22 protein-coding genes are annotated in these 24,474 nt (G+C 43.4%); all 22 read left to right on the top strand.

The features are described from left to right. Nucleotides 1–6: 6 nt before the first annotated feature. The 22 genes from WC676_01625 to WC676_01520 all read left to right on the top strand — a co-directional run bounded on the left by WC676_01625 (nucleotide 7) and on the right by WC676_01520 (nucleotide 24,473). Nucleotides 7–768 carry a cytochrome c3 family protein gene (locus WC676_01625; protein MFA5059314.1) on the top strand — a complete coding sequence of 254 codons (762 nt, stop codon included), beginning with the start codon at nucleotides 7–9 and terminating at the stop codon, nucleotides 766–768. Nucleotides 769–790: 22 nt separating this feature from the next. After that, nucleotides 791–2,845 carry a hypothetical protein gene (locus WC676_01620; GenBank protein MFA5059313.1) on the top strand — a complete coding sequence of 685 codons (2,055 nt, stop codon included), beginning with the start codon at nucleotides 791–793 and terminating at the stop codon, nucleotides 2,843–2,845. Between the two features lie 105 nt (nucleotides 2,846–2,950). Then, nucleotides 2,951–4,450, top strand: a complete 1,500-nt coding sequence (locus tag WC676_01615) for a NapC/NirT family cytochrome c (GenBank protein MFA5059312.1) — start codon at nucleotides 2,951–2,953, stop codon at nucleotides 4,448–4,450. A gap of 12 nt (nucleotides 4,451–4,462) precedes the next feature. Beyond that, the gene (locus WC676_01610) at nucleotides 4,463–6,343 is read left to right on the top strand and encodes a cytochrome b/b6 domain-containing protein (GenBank protein MFA5059311.1); all 1,881 of its coding nucleotides are present in this window, start codon (nucleotides 4,463–4,465) and stop codon (nucleotides 6,341–6,343) included. Nucleotides 6,344–6,517: 174 nt separating this feature from the next. After that, on the top strand, nucleotides 6,518–7,405 hold the full coding sequence (locus WC676_01605; GenBank protein ID MFA5059310.1) for a cation diffusion facilitator family transporter: 888 nt from the start codon (nucleotides 6,518–6,520) through the stop codon (nucleotides 7,403–7,405). 30 nt (nucleotides 7,406–7,435) lie between these two features. Further along, nucleotides 7,436–8,815 (top strand): TrpB-like pyridoxal phosphate-dependent enzyme, encoded by a 1,380-nt coding sequence (locus WC676_01600; GenBank protein MFA5059309.1) that lies wholly within the window; start codon nucleotides 7,436–7,438, stop codon nucleotides 8,813–8,815. Between the two features lie 11 nt (nucleotides 8,816–8,826). After that, nucleotides 8,827–9,474 (top strand): hypothetical protein, encoded by a 648-nt coding sequence (locus tag WC676_01595; protein MFA5059308.1) that lies wholly within the window; start codon nucleotides 8,827–8,829, stop codon nucleotides 9,472–9,474. 92 nt (nucleotides 9,475–9,566) lie between these two features. Continuing rightward, nucleotides 9,567–10,058 (top strand): peptidylprolyl isomerase, encoded by a 492-nt coding sequence (locus tag WC676_01590; GenBank protein MFA5059307.1) that lies wholly within the window; start codon nucleotides 9,567–9,569, stop codon nucleotides 10,056–10,058. Nucleotides 10,059–10,148: 90 nt separating this feature from the next. Next, a complete protein-coding gene (locus tag WC676_01585) occupies nucleotides 10,149–10,790 on the top strand; it encodes a glutathione S-transferase family protein (GenBank protein MFA5059306.1) in 642 nt (213 codons plus the stop codon). A 25-nt stretch (nucleotides 10,791–10,815) separates the two neighbouring features. After that, complete coding sequence (locus tag WC676_01580) at nucleotides 10,816–11,169, top strand: ArsC/Spx/MgsR family protein (protein MFA5059305.1); 354 nt, start codon at nucleotides 10,816–10,818, stop codon at nucleotides 11,167–11,169. Continuing rightward, nucleotides 11,166–11,960 (top strand): carbon-nitrogen hydrolase family protein, encoded by a 795-nt coding sequence (locus WC676_01575; GenBank protein MFA5059304.1) that lies wholly within the window; start codon nucleotides 11,166–11,168, stop codon nucleotides 11,958–11,960. Before WC676_01580 ends, WC676_01575 begins: the two co-directional genes overlap by 4 nt. An 8-nt stretch (nucleotides 11,961–11,968) precedes the next feature. Next, a complete protein-coding gene (locus tag WC676_01570; GenBank protein MFA5059303.1) occupies nucleotides 11,969–12,325 on the top strand; it encodes a hypothetical protein in 357 nt (118 codons plus the stop codon). 11 nt (nucleotides 12,326–12,336) lie between these two features. Further along, the gene (locus WC676_01565) at nucleotides 12,337–13,314 is read left to right on the top strand and encodes a malate dehydrogenase (protein ID MFA5059302.1); all 978 of its coding nucleotides are present in this window, start codon (nucleotides 12,337–12,339) and stop codon (nucleotides 13,312–13,314) included. Then, on the top strand, nucleotides 13,315–13,572 hold the full coding sequence (locus WC676_01560) for a hypothetical protein (protein ID MFA5059301.1): 258 nt from the start codon (nucleotides 13,315–13,317) through the stop codon (nucleotides 13,570–13,572). A 148-nt stretch (nucleotides 13,573–13,720) separates the two neighbouring features. After that, nucleotides 13,721–14,299 carry a response regulator gene (locus WC676_01555; GenBank protein ID MFA5059300.1) on the top strand — a complete coding sequence of 193 codons (579 nt, stop codon included), beginning with the start codon at nucleotides 13,721–13,723 and terminating at the stop codon, nucleotides 14,297–14,299. 4 nt (nucleotides 14,300–14,303) lie between these two features. Continuing rightward, complete coding sequence (locus WC676_01550) at nucleotides 14,304–17,498, top strand: PAS domain S-box protein (GenBank protein MFA5059299.1); 3,195 nt, start codon at nucleotides 14,304–14,306, stop codon at nucleotides 17,496–17,498. A 97-nt stretch (nucleotides 17,499–17,595) separates the two neighbouring features. Beyond that, on the top strand, nucleotides 17,596–18,759 hold the full coding sequence (locus tag WC676_01545) for a response regulator (protein ID MFA5059298.1): 1,164 nt from the start codon (nucleotides 17,596–17,598) through the stop codon (nucleotides 18,757–18,759). Nucleotides 18,760–18,858: 99 nt separating this feature from the next. Then, nucleotides 18,859–19,926 (top strand): hypothetical protein, encoded by a 1,068-nt coding sequence (locus WC676_01540; GenBank protein ID MFA5059297.1) that lies wholly within the window; start codon nucleotides 18,859–18,861, stop codon nucleotides 19,924–19,926. Continuing rightward, nucleotides 19,880–20,926 (top strand): hypothetical protein, encoded by a 1,047-nt coding sequence (locus WC676_01535; protein ID MFA5059296.1) that lies wholly within the window; start codon nucleotides 19,880–19,882, stop codon nucleotides 20,924–20,926. Before WC676_01540 ends, WC676_01535 begins: the two co-directional genes overlap by 47 nt. 148 nt (nucleotides 20,927–21,074) lie before the next feature. Further along, on the top strand, nucleotides 21,075–22,004 hold the full coding sequence (locus WC676_01530) for a peptidyl-prolyl cis-trans isomerase (GenBank protein ID MFA5059295.1): 930 nt from the start codon (nucleotides 21,075–21,077) through the stop codon (nucleotides 22,002–22,004). 4 nt (nucleotides 22,005–22,008) lie between these two features. Then, nucleotides 22,009–22,818, top strand: coding sequence for a Flp pilus assembly protein CpaB (cpaB, locus tag WC676_01525; protein ID MFA5059294.1), 810 nt, complete (start codon nucleotides 22,009–22,011; stop codon nucleotides 22,816–22,818). Nucleotides 22,819–22,853: 35 nt separating this feature from the next. Continuing rightward, nucleotides 22,854–24,473, top strand: coding sequence for a TonB family protein (locus tag WC676_01520; protein ID MFA5059293.1), 1,620 nt, complete (start codon nucleotides 22,854–22,856; stop codon nucleotides 24,471–24,473). Nucleotide 24,474: the final 1 nt, after the last annotated feature.

Here is a 24,474-nt window from a genome sequence, read left to right as displayed (position 1 = left end):
TGTCTTATGGCCGGAAAATGGCTTTTAAGGATTTGCCAGATTCTTGGTGTTTTGTCGCTATTATTTTTTGGATTAAGGGTTGAAGCGGCACAGGAGATGAACAATATTCTTCCCAGCATGAAAGGCGCTACCTACGTTGGCAGCGAAACGTGCGCCTCGTGCCATGAAAAAGAAAATCGAGAGTATCAACTTTCAACTCATTCCAGGATAGAAGTAAAAGGAGATGAGATCGAGGCCCAAGGGTGCGAAATGTGCCATGGCCCGGGCAGTATTCACGTTGAAAACGGCGGCGGCAGAGGAACGATGGTTAATCCCGACAAAAATCCGGAAGCCTGTTTTACCTGTCATACGGAAAAAAAGATGGAATTCAAACTTCCTTATCGTCATCCTGTCCTGGAAGGAAAAATGAGCTGTTCTGATTGCCATAATGCGCATGGCAGTGACAGCCGGCCATGGACAGCGACCAGCATGGAAGATGTCAATGAAACTTGTTTTAAATGCCATAAAGACCAGCAAGGACCGTTTCCGTGGGAGCATCAGGCCTTACGCGATGGATGCACGAGCTGTCATAAGGTTCATGGGTCTATTACGGATAAAATGTTGGTTGCCAGAGATAACAATTTGTGTTTGCGTTGTCACGTCCAAGCAAACTTTCCTAGAATAGGAAACAGTAATCATAATACACGCAATCTTCAAGGATCATGTTGGAGCGCCGGATGTCATACAGCACCACACGGGTCATATTTTGATCGGCATTTACGTGAATAAAAAAATAAAGGAGGTGAACTCAATGAAAAAACATATTTTAAAGGATTTCAGCCCGGTCCTGCTGACGATCTTTATGCTGGTTTTTGGCTTGGGCCAAACAAATGTTTTTGCCGGCACATTAACGGAAACCTTAAAAAAGTTGTTCAATCAGGACATCAGCGATTTTACTCAAAAGTTTAAATTGGACAATTTTGAATTTATGCCTCTTCGTTATGTCAGCGTCAAAGGAGATGCGGCGAAATTCCGTGCTTTAAATTGGATGAATGACGGGACAGCCACCGGAATTAAAGATATGACCTTTGAGGGTGATCTGGGTAATGGTGACCACTTGTCTTTTCAGGGACACGTCATTTCTGGTGACAATGATTTTGACGCTAATCTTAATCTTGTTAAGGGTAACGGCAACTACGTGACGTTGGATTATGGGAATTTTCGCAAATGGTATGATGTTTATGGAGGTTTTTATACCAATTTCGGAGGACAGTCTATTTCTAAATTACCCCTCGATCCGGCATTGGATATAGGGCATTTCTTTTTTGAAGCAGGAAGCAATGTTGAAAGCGAACCCGGGATAGCCTTAAGCTATCGGCGTGATACCAAAGAAGGAACAAAAAGCAGGCTAACGTGGGGCGATGTTGTTGAAGGAGTTACTCGTAAAATAAACCCTGCCTGGCAAGACGTCTCAACGGCCATCGATGCTATCGAGATCAAAGGAAATGTGAATGTTGCCGGATTTAACGTTAAGGGCAAGCAAAAAGCTGAGTTTTATTCAGGACGCACGATGAGGGAAGATAATGACAGCACGGAATATGTTCGCACCACACAAGAACCCAGATCCAAGCAATTAGTTTCATCGCTGAGGGCAGATCGCTGGATGATGAATGACAAAACATATGTTTCTTTTGGCTATCAATTCCAGAATTCAAAGAGCGACATGCTGGAAACGATCTTAGCCTTTGATTCAACAACAGGCCTTCCTACGGGAAGCAGTCATAATGGTGTTGTGGATGGATGGGCTAGCCGCGATTCACATTCTTGGGTTGAGCATTTTGCCACGAATTTGACACCGGATCTAAACTTCAGTACAAAATTGAAACAAGAAATTATTGCTTCAACCGGTTTTGGTTTTAGGCAAGGGTTTTTAAGTGGTTCCAATAAGGCGGATGTTACCGAAAATCAGATAACCCGCACCGGCGAATCACTCTCTTTGAATTATACTGGTTGGTCTAAAACCAGTCTTTATACGGATTGGGATTTTCAACAGACGCGAAGCTGGAATTCAAAAGCTGCTCTGGGAACGAGCTATACGGAGTATTTAGATACTAATCCTGAATCGACAGGGGTCATGGGCATTCGTTATGTTTTTAATAATAAGGTCAATATGACTTCGAATGTTAGACTCAAGTCGGACCGCAACACCTACGACATATATCAAAATAATGACAATGCGGTGAGTATTTCAAGGATTCGGACCAAATCAGATGAGTGGAACAATCGGCTTGTTTGGAAGCCGACCAAATGGTTTCAGAATTCTTTCCGCGTGCAGTTAGCTGATACGGTTTACCAAGTTCAATCGACTCCTGTTGTAACGCCGCAAAGAGATTGGATCAAAAGCAATGCCAATTCAAGGGTGTATACTTACGATATTTCTGTGCAGCCTTTGGATGAGTGGATGTTTAATGTTGGGGCGTCGTTAAATCAGTTCAAAGTCTCAACGCCGGCATCGCAAACGGCCGTAAGCGGCGGAGGAGTTCCTGTTTATGTTGCCGATGTCTATACGTTGCTTTTATCAACCAGTTACGCGCCTAAAGAAAATTTGAGTTTTTATAGCAGCGCTCAATATTCGACAACTAACGATTTCGATTCTCATGGGTGGGTTGGTATGCCGTATGGGGTCAATAGCGAAGCGTACGATATTACGTTAGGAGCAAGGTGGTCTCCTAAAAAAGATCTTACGCTGGAACCTCATTACGGATACTATTCCTATAAGGCAAATCCGGGTGATCTTTTTGCAACGGACGGCTACGGAAACTACAGCGCCCATGTTGTTTGGTTGGATACAAAGTTTACGTGGTAAAATAAAAAAACGTTGTTAGAATAAAAATAGAAAAAGAAGGTGCTTTGGCGCGGCTTTATAAGGCCGCGCCAAAGCACCTTTTAAAGAATTTCTACGTAATAAAATATGCCCACAGAAAAGAAACATAAATTTTCCGATTATTTTTATAACCGCATAACTTACGGCGGTGTTGCCTTAGCGCTTCTGGTATTTATTATCGAATGCCTTCTGTTCGGCATTGATTTCTTTACCAACGGCGCTAATTTTTATTTAGGCATTCTCACCTATGTTTTTCTCCCGCCCTTTCTTATTTTAGGGCTTATCTTAATTCCTTTGGGGGCAGCCTGGAAACACAAGCGAATTTTAAAAGGAATTTCAGAATCCGCGCCCAAAACGCTTTTCATTGATCCCGCTATTCCCACTCACCGCAATGCTATTTTTGTTTTTCTGATCGGAACATCCATTTTAATGGTGATGACCATTATCGGTTCTTATAAGGCGTTTCACTATACCGAATCGGTCCATTTTTGCGGAGTGACCTGTCACGATGTGATGAAACCCGAATATGCTACCTATCTTAATTCGCCGCATGCTCGCGTTAAATGCGTGGAATGCCACATCGGGCCTGGCGCCAACTGGTACGTAAAATCAAAACTTTCCGGCTTGCGCCAAGTTTATCACACCATAAAAAATGATTATGCCAAACCTATTCCCACGCCGGTCCAAAACTTGCGTCCATCGGCAGAAACATGCGAACAATGCCACTGGCCGGGAAAATTCTATAGTTCTGTGGAACTGCGCCGGACATACCGTTCCACGGAAGCCGACCAGCCCGACCCGTGGTCTTTGCGTATGCTGATCCACGTCGGCCGGGACGAAAAGAAAGATTACGGCATTCATTCGCATATGTATGTTGATCAGGATGTTTATTACGTGGCCGATGATCAAAAACGCCAGGTGATCTCTTGGGTTAAAACTATTGGCAAAGACGGCAAAGAAGAGATCTTTACAACGCCCGATTCGCCCTATAAAGATAAAGAACCGCCTCAAAGCCTTGTGCGCAAGATGGATTGCATGGATTGTCATAATCGCCCCTCGCATCGCTTTGAACCTCCATTTGACTTGATCAATCGGGCGATGAATGACGGCAAAATAAACCCACAGATCCCATCGATCAAAAGTAAAGCCATGGAAGTTCTATCTAAGCCGTATAAAACCGAACAAGAAGCGCTCCAGGCTATTCCTAAAACGATTCTGGAATATTATCAAAATAAACACCCCGAATTTTATCAATCACATCAAGAAGATATTAAAAAGTCCGCCGACGAGATCGTTATTTTATTTAAAAATAATATTTTTCCGGAACGAAAAGCACGATGGGATATTTATCCGGATAATATCGGGCATTTGGTTTCTCCGGGATGTTTTCGCTGTCACGACGATCAACATGCGGCCGCAAGCGGTAAAACAATTACCAAAAACTGCAATAGCTGCCACTCCATCATTGAGCAGGGCACGGCTTCATCCATAGAAAAAAGCACGGATGGTTTAACGTTTCGCCATCCATTCAATGAAGATGAAAGCTGGAAAGAAATGAATTGCACCGATTGCCACACGGGAAACTGATCCTTTAGATCCATGAAAAATTTTCTTACGACCAAAAACTTTAAGATCTGTTTCTTTATTCTTTGCTGTTTTTTGAGCGTTTCCGCGCAATCGTTCGGCGAAGAAAAAGAAGTTATTGATAATGAAACTTGTTTTACCTGCCACAGCGACCCCGAAGCCACACCTTTTGTCGATCCGGAAAAATTCAAATCGTCTATTCACGGCGGAAATTTATGTATCAGTTGCCATTCGGACATTGTGGAAGTCCCGCACGAAGAAAAACTAAAACCCGTCAGTTGCGGAAGCTGCCATCGCATTGAAACCGAGCTTTATTTAAATAGCGATCACGGCAAGGCTTTAGGCCATGGCGTTACCGAAGCGGCTACTTGTCAAAGCTGTCATGGAAATCCGCACGAACTTCTTAATTCCCGCAATCTTGTCTCTCCTGTTTACCGGGAAAATATTCCCAAAACTTGCGCGCATTGCCATGAAAAGACCGAAGAGATGAAGAAATTTAACCTCAATATTGCGGAGCCGGTTTCTTCCTATGAACATAGCGTTCACGGAATGGCCGTCGAGGGAAGCCATCTTATCCAGGCGGCCGTGTGCACCGATTGCCACGGTTCCCACGCATTAAGTAAAGCCACCAATGAAGATTCAAAATTATTTTGGAAAAATATCCCCACCACCTGTGGAAAATGCCACGAAAACGTTCAGATGACGTATATGCGCAGTATTCACGGGCAAGCTGTTAGAGAAGGAAAAAGAGAAGCGCCCGTGTGTACCGATTGTCACGGAGAACATTCTATTGAAGAAGTCAAAAAGATCACCTCAAAGGTTGCTCCGGCGCATATTACAGAAACTTGCGGACAATGCCACGCGGTTGAGCGCATCACCACAAAATATAGTTTGCCCAATAATGTCGTCGATACATTTATGCAAAGTTACCACGGGCTCGCCATCAAGCTGGGTTCGGTCATTACCGCCAACTGCGCGTCGTGCCATGGTTTTCACGATATATTGCCCGTAAGCGACAGCAATTCTTCCGTCAATCCTAAGAATCTAGAGCAGACCTGCGGTAAATGCCACGCGGGGGTGAGCGAACAAGTAGCGAAGGGCAAGATCCATACCAGCCGAAAATCAGGTTTGGAAAACAAAGCCGGTTTTTTTGTCAGCCGGTTTTATATTATTTTGATCATTGCCGTGATCGGATTTCTATTTCTTCACAATTGCCTCGATTTTATAAAGAAGCTGCGGGCGCATTATCAAAGAATGTCTTCTTTGGGAAAACCCAAACGCATGTCAACTAATGAGCGCATTCAGCATCTTATTTTGCTGACGGCTTTCATCGCTTTAGCGTATACCGGATTTGCTTTAAAATATCCTCAAGCCTGGTGGGCCAGTCCTTTCGTTGGGCGGGTTGATTGGCGCAGCCTCGGGCATCGCGCGGCCGCGCTTATCTTTTGCGTTTTATCGCTGTATCATGTCGTGTATGTTTTATTCACGCAAAAAGGACGGCATCATCTTAATGCCCTTATTTTGCGCAAAAAAGATTTTATCCAATGCGGGCAAATGTTCGCTTATTATTTTGGGTGGCGCAAAGAAAGACCTATATTTGGATTTTACGGATACGTTGAGAAATTTGAATATTGGGCTTTAGTGTGGGGCTCGATGATCATGGTTTTAACCGGAGGATTGATGCTTTGGGAAAATTGGTTTTTACATTATTTCCCTAAATGGCTTTACGATGTGATCGCGGCTATTCATTACTATGAAGCGGTTTTGGCCTGCTTGGCGATCCTTATTTGGCACGGATATTTTGTGATGTTTGACCCCGATGTCTATCCAATGAAGTGGACATGGGTCACGGGTGATGGTTCTAAGGAAGATGAACATCGGACAAAAGAACATTAACACTTTTTTTATCCCTTTAGTATAATATCCCTCACCCGGGTTTTTCAGCAGAAAAAACCCGCCCATGCCGAAGGCGTGGGTCGGCCAATTAAATCTCGAAGAGATTTAATTGTGGTTGCCGAGGTAGCCCAAATTTTGTGTAAGGCAAAATTTGGGCCAAACTTTTTATCTTCCATGAGTAAAAAAACAAGCGAACACTACGCTAAAATACGATTTGTTTTAATTGTTGTTTTACTGCTGAATTGGGCGGTTGCCTTGGCCAAGATCTTTTACGGCCTTTGGAGCCGTTCGGCTAGTATTACGGCAGACGGATTTCATTCTCTCTCCGACGGAATTTCGAATCTTATGGGGCTGATCGGTATTGCGGTGGCTTCTCAGCCCCGGGATAAAGACCATCCTTACGGCCACAAAAAATATGAAACGCTTTTTTCTTTAGGGATAGGCGTTTTACTGCTTTTTGTCTGCTTTAACCTTATCAAAGATGCCGTGGGACGGTTTTATCATCCTATTATTCCACAGCTCGATGACCGGGCTTTTATCGTGATGTTCGTTACTATCATTGTGAATCTTGTGGTGATGAACTTTGAATATAATCACGGGAAAATCCTCAAAAGCGACATTCTTGTTTCCGATTCCATTCATACCAAGGCAGATATCTTTACGTCTTTTTCTGTTATTGTGGCGATCATTGTTATGAAAATGGGATATCCCATTATTGACCCGATCGTCACTTTGCTCATCTCATGTTTCATCGCTTATTCAGCTTATGAGATCATTAAACAAAGCTCTGAAGTTTTATGCGATACTGTGGTGATCGTTAATGTTAAAGATATTGAAAAGATCGTTTTAAGTGTCAAAGGGGTTGAGTCGTGCCACCGCATCCGTTCCCGCGGGCGCTCCGACGACATTTATATCGATCTGCACGTCCTCGTTAATTCTAAAATGACCTTAGAGGATGCGCATAAAATAAGCCATGATATTGAAGATGCTATTCAGAAAGCTATTCCCGGCGTTACGGAAGTCATTGCCCATATGGAGCCCAAAGAAATATTTCCTAAATAACTACACACGAGATCAAAGGAGTTTAAAAAAGTGAAAGAACTAAAAATTTACCTCAAAGAAAAAGACATCCCGAAAAAATGGTATAACCTGGCGGCCGATCTGCCCTCGCAGCCTTTGCCTCCGCTTGGCCCCGACGGAAATCCGATAACTCCCGATATGCTTTCGGCGGTTTTTCCGATGAATTTAATTGAGCAGGAAGTAAGTACCAAACGCTGGATCGATATTCCCCAAGAAATCCTAGAAATTCTTTATCGCTGGCGCCCCAGCCCACTGCGCCGGGCCCGCTATTTAGAAGAATATTTAAAAACTCCCGCGCGCATTTACTACAAAGACGAAAGTGTTTCACCGGCGGGAAGCCACAAAACCAATACGGCGGTTGCGCAAGTTTGGTATAACAAACAATTCGGAATAAAACGCTTAACAACGGAAACCGGCGCCGGGCAATGGGGCAGCGCTTTGGCGTTTTCTTGTTCTTTGTTGGGGTTGGAATGCAAAATTTTTATGGTGCGCGTCAGCTTTGAGCAAAAACCGATGCGTAAAACCATGATGCAAATTTGGAACGGCAATTGTGTGGCGAGCCCAAGTACGGAAACGGCCATTGGCCGGGAGATCTTAAAGAAAATGCCTGATACTCCGGGCAGTCTTGGCATTGCCATCAGTGAAGCCATTGAAGCGGCGGTCGGTGATAAGTCCGGAAAAACCCGATATTGCTTGGGCAGTGTTTTAAATCATGTTCTTTTGCACCAAACCATCATCGGGCTTGAAGCCAAAAAACAAATGGTGATGGCCGGTGAGAAAAAAGTGGATGTTGTTATTGGATGCGCCGGCGGCGGAAGTAATTTTGCGGGACTTGCGTTTCCGTTTACACAAGATAAGATCAACGGTAAAAAAATCGAAATTATTCCGGTAGAACCAACCGCTTGCCCCAAAATGACTCGCGGGCTTTTTACCTATGATTTTGGTGATGTCGCCGGAACAACACCGCTTTTAGCGATGTATACGCTGGGCCATACCTTTATTCCGGCTCCTATTCACGCCGGAGGGCTTCGTTATCACGGCATGGCGCCTTTAGTAAGCCAGGCCATTGTCGACGGGTTGATGACGCCGAAAGCTTTTGATCAAGTGAAATGTTATGAAGCGGCTCTTTTATGGGCGAAGACCGAAGGTTTCATTTGCGCGCCGGAAACAAGCCACGCCATTGCCTGTGTTATCGACGAAGCTAAGAAAGCCAAGGCTGAAGGTAAACAAAAAGTGATCCTGTTCAATTATAGCGGCCATGGGCTGATGGATTTGGTCGGCTACGATAAATATTTGTCGGAAAAACTTGAGGTATATCATTTGCCTGAAGATGAATTAAAAAGATCCATCGATTCCATCAAAGACTTACCAAAACCACCAGCAAAAAAATAAAAGGACTTTTTATGTATAAACCACGTTCTTTAGAAAATATCGAAGAAAAGATGAAAAGTTTAGAGCCGGATAGTCTGCGCCGGCATATTTTAGAAAATGCCAAAAGCTTTAAGAGTTCCTGGATCGAATTAGGCCGCGCGCTGTACAGTGTCTACCGAGATAAACTGTATAAGGAATGGGGTTATCAACAATTTGACACCTATACGTCCAAGGAGATTGGGATTCGTAAACAAACAGCAATGAAATTACTTCGTTCGTATTTCTTTTTAGAGAAAGAAGAACCACAATATTTGAAAAATGAGTATATGGAGTCAGCACAGCCGGGCCAAGTCCCCAGCTACGAAGCCATTGACGTGCTGCGTTTAGCCAAAAATAAAAAAACGCTCGATGGAGCTGATTACGCGAATTTGAAGAAAAATATTTTTGAAAAAGGCAAAGATGTCCGCGAAGTCAAAAAAGACCTCACGATGCTGATGAAACAGCGTCAAGAGCTTGACCCGGATGAGGCGCGCGAAAAAAGACAGAACGCCACTCTTCGGCGTTGTATCGGGGCATTAAAAAGTTTAAAACACGAAATTGAAGATTCCGGACTTTTACCGGCCAATTTGGTTAAAGATATTGATCAGCTCATCGGAAAAATTGAAGAAAAGATCATTTAGTTAAAAAGTTAAAAAGGAGAACAGCAATGAGAATGGTAAAGATGTTTTTAGGGACACTGTTTTTATTAACCTCTTTGACAATAGGAGCAGCCATGGCCCAAGACGCCAAAAAAGATGTAAAAGTTGTTTTTGAAACGAACCAAGGGAATATCGTTTTAAAACTTTATCCGGATATCGCGCCCAAGACGGTTGAGAATTTCACCGGGCTTGTGAATAAAGGTTATTATGACGGAATTATTTTTCACCGTGTCATTAAAAATTTCATGATCCAAGGCGGAGACCCGACGGGAACAGGCGCTGGCGGAGAATCTTTGTGGGGCGGGACATTTGAAGATGAGTTCAGCAAAAGTGTTTCTTTTGAGAAGCCCGGTATTTTAGCCATGGCCAATGCCGGCCCCGGAACTAATGGCAGCCAATTTTTTATTACTACCGCTCCCACCCCGTGGCTTTTGATGCACCACACTATTTTCGGCGAAGTGGTTGAAGGCTATGATGTCGTCCAAAAAATAGAAAATTGCAAAACCGGAGCTAACGATAAGCCGGTGGAAGAGCAAAAGATCATTAAGGCGTATATTCAAGAATAAAAAATATATCAGTAAGCTATCAGCCTTCAGCTCGCAGTTTTCAGCAGCTGGTGGCTGATGACTGAAAGCTGATAGCAAAAAGGAGTTTTTATGCTAACGATTTATGGAAGCGATCTGTCTAGCCCGTCGAACAAGGTAAGGATGGCGGCTAATCTTTTAGGATTGAAATATGATTATAAAAAGGTGAATTTACGCGAAGGTGAACATAAAAAAGCGGAATTCCTCAAAATGCATCCGGCAGGAAAAGTTCCGGTGATCGATGACGACGGTTTTGTTCTTTTTGAAAGCGGAGCCATTGTCAAATATCTGGCGGAAAAGGCCGGTTCTGATATTTATCCTAAAGATATCAAGCAAAGGGCTCAAGTCGATCAATGGATCGATTTTATCAATGCTCATATCGGATCAGCGGCCATGAAAATTGTTTACAATCGTATTTTTAAACCGCGCCGCAATATCCCGGTGGATGAGCAAGAAATAAAAACAGGCTTAGAAGATTTGGAAAAATTTTTGCCGATCGTGAACGAACAATTAGCCAAGAATAAATATGTGGCCGGAAATAAAATAACATTGGCCGATATTTCGCTTTTGGTTATTTTAGATCCGTCGGAAGTGGCCTCCATTGACATTAGCAAATATTCTAATATTATGAAGTGGAGAGCTGGTCTCCAGGCTCAAGAATTTTACACAAAGTGCCATAAAAGTTACGCGGATGCCTTAAACGCTTTAAAATAAGAAATATTTATCTAAGGAAACAGCCATGGAAAAAATAACTGTTTATCAAAAACCAACCTGCACAACGTGCCGGGAAGTTTATGCGGCTCTAAAGGCCGGCAATGTCGACTTTGACGCGGTGGATTATTATATAGAGCCGATCTCAAAGGCAAAACTCAAAGAACTTTTATCCAAAATGGGGATTTCCGCCAAAGAACTTTTACGAAGTAAGGATGCCAAGTATAAAGAGCTGAAATTTGACGAGAAGAATTATTCGGAAAGCGAAATTTTAGATTTGATGATGATCTATCCGGATCTTATTCAGCGGCCTATTGTAGAAAAAGGCGAAAAAGCCATTCTCGCCCGTCCGGCGGAAAGACTAAAGGAAATTTTATCGTGAGAACTGCGGTTATTCAAATGTGCGCCGGCGCCGATAAGAAAAAGAATATCGCCGGCGCACTTTTCTTAGTCCGTAAAGCCATCCAAAAACGCGCTACATTCATTCTCCTGCCGGAAGTTTTCAATTATCGCGGGAAAGCGGATTTAAAGAAAGGCTATTTCTCTGTCGCGGAAAATATTCCCGGAGAATCTTCAAAGCCTTTTATGGCATTAGCCCGCCGGCATAAAGTTTTTATTCTTTTAGGTTCGCTTTGTGAGAAATCTCCCCGAACTCATAAAGTTTTTAACACATCCATTCTGATCAATGATAAAGGAAAGGCAATCGCCCGATATCGGAAAAATCATCTTTTCGATGCTGTTGTCGACGGAAAAACGCTCAAAGAATCGCGATTTTTTATGCCGGGAAAAGATCTTGTAACGGCCAATGTTAAAGATTTTAAGATCGGATTATCTGTTTGTTATGATGTGCGTTTTCCGGAAATGTATCGCGCGTATGCAAAAAAAGGTGTTGATATTTTATGCGTTCCTTCTTCATTTACGAAAACAACCGGACAAGCGCATTGGGAGATTCTTTTGCGCGCTCGCGCTATCGAGAATAGTTGTTATGTTTTAGCGCCCGATCAGTTTGGGTTTGGCCATGGTGGTGTGGAAACATTCGGCAAAAGCATGATCATTTCTCCTTGGGGCGAGGTTTTAGCCTGCGCCTCAAACGACAAGGAAGGAATTATCGTTGCCGATCTTTCCAAAGACGATCTAATAAAGACACGAGATAAAATCCCTGTAAAATTTTAAGGAGATCTATGCCTCAAGATAATACAAGCGTTGCTTCCCTCAAGGAAATTTTCCAGAAATTCCAAAGCCTCAAATGCGATCAACAACGCGCCATGGAAGACGATTATGTGGAAGTCGTTTTTGACGTCAAAGACCAGCAGGCTTGGCATAAAGTCCTTACAGATGTCTTTGGCCCGGTGGCAAAGCCCGAAGGTAAAGCGCCTACAAGGGAAGATTCTTCGCTAACGGAAGAATTTGGAGGTGTTTTTGATAATCAGGTGCTTTTTAGAAAAGATTTTAACGGAACGAAGGTCATCGCTATGCTTTGGCCCTGGGGAAATCGCCAGCAGATCACATTGAAGATGGCGGTTTTAAAAAAGAAATAAGGAGAGTTTTTATGAAAAATATAAAAGTTGCTATAACGGGTGCGGCCGGACAGATCGGCTACGCCCTTTTGTTTAGAATTGCCGCCGGAGAAATGTTCGGAAAAGATACACAAGTCCATTTGAACTTACTTGAACTTGAAGCGGCCCTTCCCGCTTTAGAAGGCGTTAAAATGGAGCTGGATGATTGCGCCTTTCCTTTATTGAGATCGGTCACCACAACTTCAAAATTAGAAGTTGCTTTTAAAGACATTGATTGGGCGCTTTTAGTCGGTAGTGTTCCCCGCAAAGCCGGAATGGAACGTGGTGATCTTTTAAAGATCAACGGAAAGATATTTATTGAACAAGGCAAGGCTATTTCCGAGAATGCCAAAAAAACCTGCAAGGTTTTAGTCGTCGGGAATCCCTGCAACACCAATGCCTATATCGCTAAAACATTCGCCAAAAATATTCCGGCGAAAAACTTTTTTGCCATGACCATGCTCGATCAAAATCGCGCTAAGACGCAATTAGCGCAAAAAGCCAATGTGGCGGTCAGCGAAGTGGACAATGTCGCTATTTGGGGTAATCATTCTTCCACTCAATATCCGGATTTTTATCATGCGACAATTTCTGGAAAACCAGTTCCACAAGTGATCGCTGACGAAACATGGCTTCAAACAACCTTTATTCAAGCTGTTCAACAGCGCGGCGCCGCCGTTATCAAGGCGCGAGGGCTTTCTTCAGCCGCCTCGGCCGCTAATGCGGTTATTGATACGGTAAAAAATATCATCACACCGACACCGCAAGGGAAATTCTTCTCGGCGGCTATTTCTTCGGACGGAAGTTATGAAATTCCCGATGGTATTATGTTCGGATTTCCCTTGCGCTCGGACGGGAATGACTGTTCCGTTGTTCAAGGCCTTGACTCAAATGATTTTTCCAAAGAAAAAATTCAGTTAACTTTAAAAGAGCTTTTAGAAGAAAAAGAAGCGGTTAAGGAATTGTTATAAATGGCCGGCGACGATCAAGAATTGAAGAATCTAAAAAATATCCTTTCTCAGGCGGATGCGCAGCAGAAAGACGATAAGTTGCTCTTGCCGGAAATCATCCAAGAAAGCAAATCCGTTCCGTTGGTTTTACCTACCCCTGAAAAACTGCCAGAACAAGAAAAGACGGGTTCTGAACCCCAAGAGATTTCTCTTGCTTACTCCGAAGCCGTTCTTAGACTGGATGAAATAATTAAAAATTTCCGCAGTAAGCAAACGTAAGTTATTGTAATATAACTAGTTATATCTTTCCTAAAGGCATTTCGCCAGGCTTGACGAAAGCGTTTTCTTGTGTTACTCTTTATTTGGAAATTCTAAGAATTCTAAGATTGCTAAAGAACTTAAAACCATTATTTTAAAAAGGTTCTTGATGAATCATCTCCCGCCAAAGGAATTCTATACCACCTATGAAGCCGGAAGCCGCCTTTTTGTCAGCCACTCCACCGTTATTGATTGGATCGAATCAGGAAAACTTAAAGCCGTTAAGACTTTAGGCGGACATCGGCGCATCCCCCGCGAAGAACTCGAGCGTTTTATGGCGCGCCATAAAATGGTCTCTGAGCAAAAAAAGAAACCGGCTATTCTCATTGTGGACGATGATCAATCCATCCGCGAAGGCTTAAAAGAGATCCTTCAAAAAGAAGGTTTTAAAACGTATGCGGCATCGGAAGGATTTGAAGCCGGCGTTTCAGCCATTCAGTATGAGCCGGGGTTGATCATTTTGGATATTAAAATGCCCGGCTTAGACGGGTTTAACGCTTGCCGTTTGATCAAATCCAATCCGCTTCTTAAGAAAATAAAGATCCTTATTTTAACGGGATATCCGACCAAGCCCAATATCGCAAAAATATTGAAAATGGGCGCCGACCGTTGTCTGGCAAAACCGGTTCAAACGAAGATTCTGCTTAACGAAATAAGCCTATTATTGGAATTAAAAAACAAAGCGTAAATTGATGATGATCGATTTTATAAAACGTTTCTTGAGTAACTCTCGCGGGTCTTCTCCGATCGTTTTAAAAGAAGACTGCAGCCGCTCTTTGACCGATCTGGAACAAGACATAAATCCCGAACTTGTCCGTCATCACATGCGCGCTATGCATGCCTCGATGGACGGCATTGCTATTTTGGACAACAAGGAAAAATATTCCTGTATGAACAATGCCCATGCCAAAATTTATGGCTATAACGACCCTAAAGAACTCGTCGGAAAATCGTGGAGAGTTCTTTATGGCCCCAAAGAGCTAAAGCATATTGAAAGCGAGATCATGCCCATTCTTTTTAGAGAGAAAAAATGGCGCGGTGAATCTGTCGGCAAAAGGAAAAATGGAGAACTTTTTCCTCAGGAAATTTCTTTAACGGCCCTGGAAGACGGAGGGCTTATTTGTATCGTCCGCGATATCTCTGACCGGAAAAATCCCGAGGAAAGGTTAAAAAAGATCAATGAATGTTTCTTAAACTTCAGTGATGATCCGGTAGAAAATATTAATAAGATCGCGGCTGTGTGCGGAGAACTTTTGGGAGCCACCTGTGTTATTTATAATCGCATGGAAGATGGAAAACTGCACTCTTTAGGCCGTTGGAATGTTCCGGATGGTTACAAGATCAAAGATGATTCCCGGGGACATATTTGTTGTGATGTTATTAAAGGCGGACAAGACGAGGTTATGATCATCCGCGATCTTTTAAACAGCCGGTATGCTCAAAGCGATCCTAATGTCCAAAAGTACCAATTAAAAACATATTTAGGGAAAACAGTTAAATTTTCAAATACCTGTGTCGGGTCTTTGTGCGCTGTTTATCAAAAAGATCTTGAGCCGACAGAACTTGATATTAAAACTATCGGTATTTTGGCTTCGGCGATCGGCGTCGAGGAGAAACGACATAGCGCCCAAGAAGACTTGCGAAATTCCGAGGAGAGACTGCGCCGGATCACGGATAACATGGTGGAGCTTATTACCGAGCTTGACCTGGAAGGAAACATCCTTTATCACAGCCCCTCCATCGAAAGTATCTTAGGTTATCGTTCCAAAGAAATGGTAGGAACGAATGCTTTTGATTTTGTTCATCCCGAGGATCTGTCGAGATTAAAAAATGAATTTAAGAAAGCGCTGGCCTCGGAAAGCGGTTGGGCCATTTTTCGTTGCCGACATGCCCAAGGGCATTATTTGTGGATGGAAGCCAATGGAAGGGTCATTAAACAGAAAGACGGGAAAACACATGGCATTGTCGCTAGCTGGCGAGATGTGACCGAGAAAAAAGAAGCGGAAGAAAAGCTCAAAGAGAACGAAGCACAGTACAAATTGCTTTTTGAAAGTATATCGGCGGGTGTTTTACATGTGGCGATGGACGGCCGGGTCCTTTTTGCGAATAGATCTTTTTTGGAGATGTTCGAAAGAGATAGAAGAGATATTATCAACCAATCATTTCTTATGTTTCTTCATCCGGATGAAAAAGAACGCATCCTAAAAATATTTCAGGAAGCGGTAAGGTCAGAGAAAGTCCAAGCGCGTTATCACGAGGTTAGATGTGTTACGGGATCCAAAAAAGAGTTCTATGCCAATATCAGCAATACTCCCCTTATCAAAGCCGGAAAGATGATCGGTTTTCAAACCATGATTCAGGATATTACCGAGCGTAAATTAGCCGAGAATATTGTCAAAGAAAATGAAGCGAAACTTCGCCAAGTGATCGATCTAACGCCGAATTTTGTTTTTGCCAAAGATATTGATGGGCGGTTCATTTTAGTTAATCAGGCCGTAGCCGAAGTTTATGGGACAACGGTGGAGGAGATCGTCGGAAAAACCGACGCCGATTTTGCCAAAAGTAAAGAGGAAGTGGAGCATTTTAGAAAAGATGATCTGGATGTTATCAAAAGTGGAAAAAGAAAATTTATTCCCGAAGAAGTCATTACCAGCGCCCAAGGTGAACAGCGTATTTTGCAAACGACCAAGATCCCTTTTCATATTCCGGGGACCAATACGCCGGCTATTTTAGGCGTTTCAACGGATATTACGGTCCTTAAAAAGATCCAAGAGGCTATTGCCAGATCTGAGATCAATTACCGGTCTATTTTTAATTCTGCCAATGACGCGATCTTTATTCATGATGTAAAGACAGGGAAAATTCTTGATGTCAATCAAAAGACGTGCGAGATGTATGGGTATACATCAGAAGAGATGAGATCCATAGAGGTTATTGACATCAGCTCCGATAGGTCTTCTCAAAATCAAAAGCGTGCTTTAGAGCTGATCCAAAAAGCCGCGCAAGGCCAACCGCAATTGTTTGAATGGTTCAGCAAAAATAAGCAAGGAAAATCGTTTTGGGTGGAAGTGAATTTAAAACGCGCCCGTATTGGTGATGAAGACCGTATCTTAGCTGTTGTCCGCGACATTGATGAACGTAAGAAAGTTCAGGAAGAGCTTGAGAAGTACCGTAAACATTTGGAGGAATTAGTAGAAGAACGTACCCGCGGCTTACGGCAATCCGAGCGGCTCGCCGCCACAGGGCGGCTCGCCGCCAGCATCGCCCATGAGATCAATAATCCCCTACAGGGGATCACAACTCATTTAGAGATCATCCACGACAATTTTCCCAAAGGGTTTGAAAAGGTCAAAAATTACGAATTTGTAAAAAATAATATTGAAAAGATCCGCAATATCGTTTCAAAGCTTCTCGATATCTATCGCGGAGAAGAAGAAGCCAAAGGAAAAATGGATCTGCATGATGTGATCGATAAAGTGGTGATGCTGGTGGAACATCAGCTGTCCCGTAAGGGTATTAAATTAACGCTTAATCTTGATCCAAATCTTCCTAAAGTTATGGGATGGCAGCAACAGCTGCATCAGGTGTTTTTAAATATGGTGCTCAACGCCCATGACAGCATCAAAAAACAAAAAGGTGAGGTAACCATTACAACAACGCATGATGAACATCATGTGATCGTCCAGATCAAAGATACCGGCGAAGGGATACAGGAAAAAGACCTTGTTCATATTTTCGATGCTTTTTTTACAACCAAGGCGGAATCAGGGACAGGGCTAGGGCTTTTTGTCTGCCAAGGAATTATTAAAGAACATAAAGGCGAGATAAAAGTGAAAAGCGAAGTGGGAAAAGGGAGTATTTTTACGATAACATTACCGATCACATAAAATTTATTTTTGTGGCGCTCATTTTGTCAAATGACAAAATGAGCGCCCAGCCCTAAAGGGAATATATTCAATGCAAAGAAAATGAAAGAGGTGGGCCATGAGATCAAGCGTTCTCATTGTTGATGACGACACATCTATTCTGGACGGTTTTAAAGAGATCTTAAGCAAAGAAGATTTCTCGGTCGATACGGCGGAAAATGAGCGCGAAGCGCTGACCATTCTCAAACAAAAACAATACCAGCTTGTGTTAACCGATATTGTCCTTAAAGAAACGACCGGCCTGGAATTGATCTCTAAGATCAAAGAGATAAACTCGGAAACTTTAGTGGTGATGATCACCGCTTATCCGACGACAGAATCGGCCATCAGGAGTTTCAAAGTCGGGGCGTTCGATTATTTGATCAAGCCGGTCAAAAAAACCGACCTCATTGAAACGATACGCCGCGGCTTGGAGCGAAAAAACCAACAGGAGGAAGTCAACAGTGTCCGGCGCATTAAGGAAGCCCTAGAACATGCCCATCAAGAAAAGGCAATTTTCTTGATGCAGATCAGCCGCGATATTGATGAGGCCATGATTGATATGATCAAGGATATTAATTTTCTTATTAAAATGCCCATCAGTGAAAAACAAGTTGAAGCGCTCTCTGCCTTAAAAACAAAAAGTCTTTTTCTTCACAATCTTGCTAATAATATCGTTGATATCGCCAAGATCGAAACGGGAAAATTGGAATTAAAGGAAGAGGATTTTGAACTGACGCACGTTCTGGAGGAAGTTGCTAAGAATGTTTATCCGGCCATTAAAGGAAAACCGGTCGAATTTTTCTACGAAATTGACAAAGAGATCCCACGATATCTTAAAGGAGACCAATATCGCTTAAAACAGATCTTGATGAATCTTTTATCGAACGCGATCCACTACACCCAAGAAGGAGAAATTCGTCTTAAAGCACGTTTGATGACCGTTTTAGGACGCGGATGTCATATCTTTTTTGTAGTCCAAGATTCCGGGGAAGGAATTCCAAAAGAAAAACAGATGGATATTTTTAAACCGCGTTCCATGGAACATGTTTTGCCCCGTGAAGCAGGTGCATTGCCTCATTCTGTTGTCGGCTCGCAGGCCCGCAAAGAATCTTCCGGGTTAGGGCTTTGGCTTTGCAAGGTTTTGGTGGAAAAGATGGGCGGGCTTATTTCGCTTCATTCCGAACAAGGTAAGGGAAGCGAATTTCGTTTTTCGGTACGGTTTAATCTAGTGATCCCTTAAAGTTTTTTCATATCAGGCAAGGGCTTTCTTTTCAAAGTCAAAAAGAACATCTTAACTATTGCCCTTCCTGCCTTTTTCGTTTAAACTTAAAACAAACCGATGATCTCTTCCCAAAAATCCCAATCTATTATTGAATTCTCTGTCGTCATCGTGCTGGTTCTAGCCGGTATTATTCTGATGGGCCCGTCCACCATTCGCGGCATCAACGCTCATTTTAAAAGTTGGCAAGACTCCGGGCATGATTCTATGAAAGATCCTCTTTTGCCTGCCGTTGAATACCCCGCGCCTCCTAATTGTGGTAACGGAGCCGTTGATCCCGGTGAAACCTTAACCTATTGTTGTCAAGATTTTCCCATGACTGATGGTGACGGAGTATGTTGTACGGTTGGCGGAGAAACGGCCGTTACATCGCCCAACGATTGTGCTTATTGTGGTGATCTTACCTGCAATGCCGACCATCCTTCTAATCCTGAAACGTGGACGACGAGCAATTTGTCAGGATATTGTTGTGGCGATTGTTCTTCTCCCAACGATAACTTTTGCTGTACGGCTAATGGTGTTATATCTCGGGCTGATTGTTTGGCTCGTCCTGCCGGTGATCCTTGTGTTGGTGTTGGACGAGACTTGCATTCAACTAATGATTGCCCGGCTCCGTGTCCTATGTGTTCTCCGCCGGATGGTATTTGCGCCGACGGTTATATGGGAAGGCCTGCTTGCGGTGAAAGTTGGATGAATTGCCCAGAAGACTGCATGTATTGTGGTAGTGGACGCTGTGATGTCGAAATTGGTGAAACTATTCAAAACTGCCCCACAGATTGTTGTGATTATGGCGGCGAGGTTCAATGCGGTGATCATATTTGCAATGAAGATTGTGAATCCCCTGACAATTATCGCGTGCCTAATACGTACCGTTGTTACGCAGATTGCGATCCATGTGGTGAGCCTGGGCTTTGTGGAACTTGTTTACAAAATCTTACTTCAGGCACTTGTTGTTCCCTGGTTGATTGGCGCAATGGGAGTCATTGTTGCCAGAAACAAATGTCTTCCGGAGGGACATACTGCAGTTGTGTCTCAGTGAGAAATCCTGGTCGCTGTGATGATGCCCCCTGCGGAGTACCGAATGCATGTAATACAAGTAGTCCGCCGCATCATTGCAATTCTTGTTGATAAAATAGGAAAAGAAATAAAACCAATGATTTCTTCCAAAAAATCCCAATCTATCATTGAATTCTCCGTCGTTGTTGTATTGGTGCTAGCCGGCATTATCCTCATGGGTCCGTCCACGATTCGCGGCATCAACGCTCATTTTAAAAGTTGGCAAGACTCCGCCAGCGATTCTATGAAAGATCCTCTTTTGCCCGCCACAGAATATCCTGTTCCTCCCGATTGTGGAAACGGAGCTGTCGATCCCGGCGAAACATTAACCTATTGCTGCCAAGATTTTCCCATGGTTGATGGTGACGGAGTATGTTGCACCATTGGCGGAGAAACAGCCGCTATATCTCCGATCGATTGTTCGTACTGTGGAGATAATGTGTGTAATGGAGAAGAAACTAACACGAATTGTTGTCTAGATTGTCACGGAAGTCCCGCATGCGGTGATGGAAGTTGCTGCACGGAAAATGGCCCCAGCAATTCCGGAGGAACGCCTATTGACGGAGATGTAGGCTGTTATGCGGATTGTCCCTGGATCGACACCTGCGGAAATAATTTCTGCGGGCCCAATGAAGATGAGTATACTTGTCCTCCCGATTGCTGTGCGAGATTGCGTAATAATGGCGTTTGTAATAACGATGCTCCTTGCTATGAAACGATCATTAATACGCCTAATGACTGTTGTGTGGAGTATTGTTCCGGACATTGCGGAGATAATGATTGTGACGTTCGATGCCCCGCTCAAACGGAAGCATTTTGTCGCGGCCTATCAACAGACTGCAGCGACGGCAACGGGTGTTGCTACGCCTATAATGAATGTTGTAGGGCTATTATGCATAAATGGCAAGGGTCTGCGCCTGCTCCCCAATGCTGCAATGCGCGTTATGAATGTCATCGACAGAATTTTTGTCATGGTGCCGGCACTACTTGGTGTGATAATTGCGGCCCAATGCAATGTCCTCCGCCGGACGAAGGCTCTCCCGTTCCGGCCGGTTGCAACTGTGCTCCGTAATGCGCAGGTTTCAACGGCTGTTACTTTGAGAAAGAACTTTTTAGGAAAAATATTTCTATAAAAACTCTTGTTTCTCTTTCCCTTACTCCTTATAATAAAATAAATTAAATTATTTGTTCCCTTTAGAAAAACGAGGAGGTTTATTGTTATGAAACGCCTAAGCATGACAGCAATACTGTCGGCTCTATTATTGGTTTCCGTTTCCGGATGTGACAAATTATCCTTTCTTTCTGATTATGTCCCGTTTTTAAAAGCTAAAGCTAAACCGGCGGCTGAAACGACTTCTAGCTCAACTTCTCCGACGGGCGAAACAGCCGTAGCCGCGGATGTTGTTGCGAAAGTTGGAAATTGGACGCTCACCGCAGATGAATTTAATGAAAAACTTAAAGCCATCAAAGAAGTCATTCCTGATTACGATACCAGCACCGTCGAATCAAAAAAATTGGTTTTAGACGAGCTCGTTCGCCAACAGCTTTTAGTTCAGGACGCGGAAAGCCGCGGCATAGCGCAAGAAAAAGATATTAAAACCGCTTTAGATGAATTTCGCCGCAGTTTATTGATGCAGGAAGTAGCCACCAGGGTCACGTCCAGCATTGCCGTTACCGACCAGCAAGCGGAAGAATATTATAATCAAAACAAAGATGTTTTCTCTGAGCCCGGCGAATGGCGCTTAAGAGAAATTATGGTTCCCACTCAAGAAGAGGCCAAGGAAATTTTATCGCAACTTTATCAAGCCGGAGCGGATTTTGGGTCGGTGGCACAGGCGCGTTCTAAGGCCGCCAGCGCTGCTCAAGGCGGCGATCTGGGATTTATCAAGGAATTTAAATTTCCTCAAATGCAAACAGCGGTAAGCATCCTAAATACGGGCGATATCAGCAGTGTTTTTAAAGGACCCGACGGATATTACATCGTCAAATTAGAAGAGAAAAAAGGCGGTAATCCGCAAAGCTTCGCAGTCGTTAAAGAAGAAATTAAAAATGGCCTGACTTTAATGGAGCAACAGCAGGCTATTTTAAAATACATTGACGAGCTAAAATCTAAGACGACCATTGTGACCAACGAGGAGCTTTTAAAATAATCTTATGGCCATTGACTTAAAAGCAATTGATAAGAAAAAAGTTATTTTAGTCGGCATTGCTATTGTGATGGGCATTGTTTCTTTGGTATTGGCTAATAGTTACATGGAAGCTGAAAAAGAAAAAGATCGGGCGGCTTTGGTCGCTAGCGCCGGAACAGCCAAAAAAGACATCGATGCTCTCGCCAAGAAGATTGAGGAATTGTCGCAGCAAAATAGAATGCTTGCCGCCAAACAGCAGGAATCCTTCGCTAAAGCTCAGCAAGCCGCCGCGGCCGCGGCAACCAAGACGCAAACGCCCCTTAGCCTTAAAACTCCTCCGGGAAAAAGAGCGGTGACGGTCAATATCGATAAGCTTTCTGCCGTCGGAGGATTAGTATCTCCGGGAGATTATGTGGATATTATCGCTCATTTATCTACTCCAAACCCCAAGGAATCTGAGAAATCAAAAGAAACGGAAAAAATTTCTGTAACACTATTTCAAAATGTTTTGGTTTTGGCCATTGCCGATAATACGCAAGCCGGCCAAGGCATGGACGCGCAGCAAAAGGCGAGCATCCTGCCGATCACCTTTGCTTTAAATCCTGATGAGGCGAACCTTCTGGCCTTTGCTGAACAGCACGGAAAATTACAGCTTGTTTTGCGCCAGCCCGGTGAAAGCGAGTCCTATCAATTACCGACGGCATCCTGGGATTCTTTATCAAATTATCTTAAAACGACCCAAGGCCTCGATCTTAAGATCGGGAAAGACGCGGACCAAGATAAACCCGTTAAGGAAGAATCAAAACCGGTCGAGATCTTCCGCGGCGGACAATAAAAACGCTTCAACTTGAATATGACTAGAATTATTAAATGATGAAAAAATTTTTATTTTTAGCTTTGATAGTCGGTGGATTTTTCTCTGCCTCCTTCCTTTTGGCTGCTGATAGCAACAAAGCCATCTTTGATTCCATGGTAGAAGAAGAGATTCAAATGGTCGTCGGAGAACTCGAAACCATCAAAACGTACAGCCTCACGCGTGTTTCTATCACCGATCCTAACGTCGCGGATGTTGTTAAAGCTGAGGATGATCATATCTTGATGATCGCCAAACAGCCCGGTAAAACATTGCTTTTTATTTGGGATAGCTACGGCAAACGTTCTTTGGTCTTGCGCGTTGTCGGAGAAGACCTCAATCTTATAAAAACCCGCATGCAAGAACTTTTAGCTGAGTCCAATATTTCCGGAATTTATACCGAAGTGAACCAACTCGAAGGAAAAGTGATGGTTTCGGGAACGATCGGTTCGGACAAGAAAGAAAGTTTAGATAAAGTCTTGGAGCGTTTTTCGGAAAGCATTCTTAATTTGACCAAAGAAGAAGATATCAATGATTTAGTGCAGATAGACGCGCAGATCTCGGAATTGACCTCTAGCTATACTAAAAATATGGGCATTGAATGGACCAGCGCTTTGACCTTTACCGAAGCGTTGCCGTCGGGGAAAATTGATAAGATCAAAGATGTTTTTCGCGTGGGAGAATTTAGCCGTACCACACAAATTTTAGGCACTATTAATGCCTTGATTACCGAAGGCAAGGGCCGCATTTTATCTAAGCCAAAATTAGTTTGCGTCAGCGGTAAAGAAGCCAGCTTTTTAGTAGGAGGACAAATCCCGGTTTCAACGACGACAACTTCTTCCGGCGGGAATGTTCAAGAAAACTTGCAGTACAAAGATTACGGCGTTAACTTAACCGTTAAGCCGACCATCAAAGACGAAAAGATCGACGTTGAATTAAAATTGGAAGTCAGCGATATTGACTCGACCAATGCCGTCGGGAATAATGTGGCCTTTACCACGCGCACCGCTCAAACCCAATTGTATTTGGAAAACGGGCAAACGGTTATTTTAGCCGGGCTTATCAAATATGATAACGGAGAGACCATTAAGCGCATTCCCATTTTTAGCGATGTCCCGGTCTTAGGAGCTTTATTTCGCACAACCAATAAAACGCCAAATAAAGAAACAGAACTTGTCATCAGCTTAACGCCGACGATCTTAACGCATCATAAAAGAGCCGCCGCCGAACAAACCGTGACCACGGAAGATTTTAGCGTGCCTAATGAAAAAAAGGCGGATCAAAACGTAACATCGGCTTTGGTTTCTCCGTCGGCCGCGTCGGCAAAAACATTTATCCCACAAGAACTCATCCCGTATGTGCGCTCGATCCAAGAAAAGATCGCCCAATCGGTTGTTTACCCGGAAAAAGCCCGGCAATATGGCTGGGAAGGAACGGTTAAGCTGATGCTGCATATCCTCAAAGACGGAACACTCGCGTCAGCCTCTGTTCAGGAATCTTCCGGTTATGATATTTTTGACCGCGACGCTGTTAACGCGGCTAAAAACTTAGCGCCTTATACGGTTTTTCCCTCCGAGCTAAATCTGCAAGATATCACGGTGACGATACCGATCGTTTATAATTTAGATAGATCTTAAA

This window comes from Candidatus Omnitrophota bacterium (assembly GCA_041649175.1).
Lineage (GTDB): Bacteria > Omnitrophota > Gorgyraeia > Zapsychrales > JBAZNR01 > JBAZNR01.
Note: the sequence above shows the minus strand (reverse complement) of the source record. Positions and strands in the feature narration are given on the sequence as shown.

What these genes read in the sequence shown, in the direction of transcription:
- WC676_01625 (MFA5059314.1), top strand. Translation starts at nt 7, where the DNA reads ATGGCCGGAAAATGGCTTTTAAGGATTTGCCAGATTCTTGGTGTTTTG.
- WC676_01620 (MFA5059313.1), top strand. Translation starts at nt 791, where the DNA reads ATGAAAAAACATATTTTAAAGGATTTCAGCCCGGTCCTGCTGACGATC.
- WC676_01615 (MFA5059312.1), top strand. Translation starts at nt 2,951, where the DNA reads ATGCCCACAGAAAAGAAACATAAATTTTCCGATTATTTTTATAACCGC.
- WC676_01610 (MFA5059311.1), top strand. Translation starts at nt 4,463, where the DNA reads ATGAAAAATTTTCTTACGACCAAAAACTTTAAGATCTGTTTCTTTATT.
- WC676_01605 (MFA5059310.1), top strand. Translation starts at nt 6,518, where the DNA reads ATGAGTAAAAAAACAAGCGAACACTACGCTAAAATACGATTTGTTTTA.
- WC676_01595 (MFA5059308.1), top strand. Translation starts at nt 8,827, where the DNA reads ATGTATAAACCACGTTCTTTAGAAAATATCGAAGAAAAGATGAAAAGT.
- WC676_01590 (MFA5059307.1), top strand. Translation starts at nt 9,567, where the DNA reads ATGGCCCAAGACGCCAAAAAAGATGTAAAAGTTGTTTTTGAAACGAAC.
- WC676_01585 (MFA5059306.1), top strand. Translation starts at nt 10,149, where the DNA reads ATGCTAACGATTTATGGAAGCGATCTGTCTAGCCCGTCGAACAAGGTA.
- WC676_01580 (MFA5059305.1), top strand. Translation starts at nt 10,816, where the DNA reads ATGGAAAAAATAACTGTTTATCAAAAACCAACCTGCACAACGTGCCGG.
- WC676_01570 (MFA5059303.1), top strand. Translation starts at nt 11,969, where the DNA reads ATGCCTCAAGATAATACAAGCGTTGCTTCCCTCAAGGAAATTTTCCAG.
- WC676_01565 (MFA5059302.1), top strand. Translation starts at nt 12,337, where the DNA reads ATGAAAAATATAAAAGTTGCTATAACGGGTGCGGCCGGACAGATCGGC.
- WC676_01560 (MFA5059301.1), top strand. Translation starts at nt 13,315, where the DNA reads ATGGCCGGCGACGATCAAGAATTGAAGAATCTAAAAAATATCCTTTCT.
- WC676_01555 (MFA5059300.1), top strand. Translation starts at nt 13,721, where the DNA reads ATGAATCATCTCCCGCCAAAGGAATTCTATACCACCTATGAAGCCGGA.
- WC676_01550 (MFA5059299.1), top strand. Translation starts at nt 14,304, where the DNA reads ATGATGATCGATTTTATAAAACGTTTCTTGAGTAACTCTCGCGGGTCT.
- WC676_01545 (MFA5059298.1), top strand. Translation starts at nt 17,596, where the DNA reads ATGAGATCAAGCGTTCTCATTGTTGATGACGACACATCTATTCTGGAC.
- WC676_01540 (MFA5059297.1), top strand. Translation starts at nt 18,859, where the DNA reads ATGATCTCTTCCCAAAAATCCCAATCTATTATTGAATTCTCTGTCGTC.
- WC676_01535 (MFA5059296.1), top strand. Translation starts at nt 19,880, where the DNA reads ATGCATGTAATACAAGTAGTCCGCCGCATCATTGCAATTCTTGTTGAT.
- WC676_01530 (MFA5059295.1), top strand. Translation starts at nt 21,075, where the DNA reads ATGAAACGCCTAAGCATGACAGCAATACTGTCGGCTCTATTATTGGTT.
- cpaB (MFA5059294.1), top strand. Translation starts at nt 22,009, where the DNA reads ATGGCCATTGACTTAAAAGCAATTGATAAGAAAAAAGTTATTTTAGTC.
- WC676_01520 (MFA5059293.1), top strand. Translation starts at nt 22,854, where the DNA reads ATGATGAAAAAATTTTTATTTTTAGCTTTGATAGTCGGTGGATTTTTC.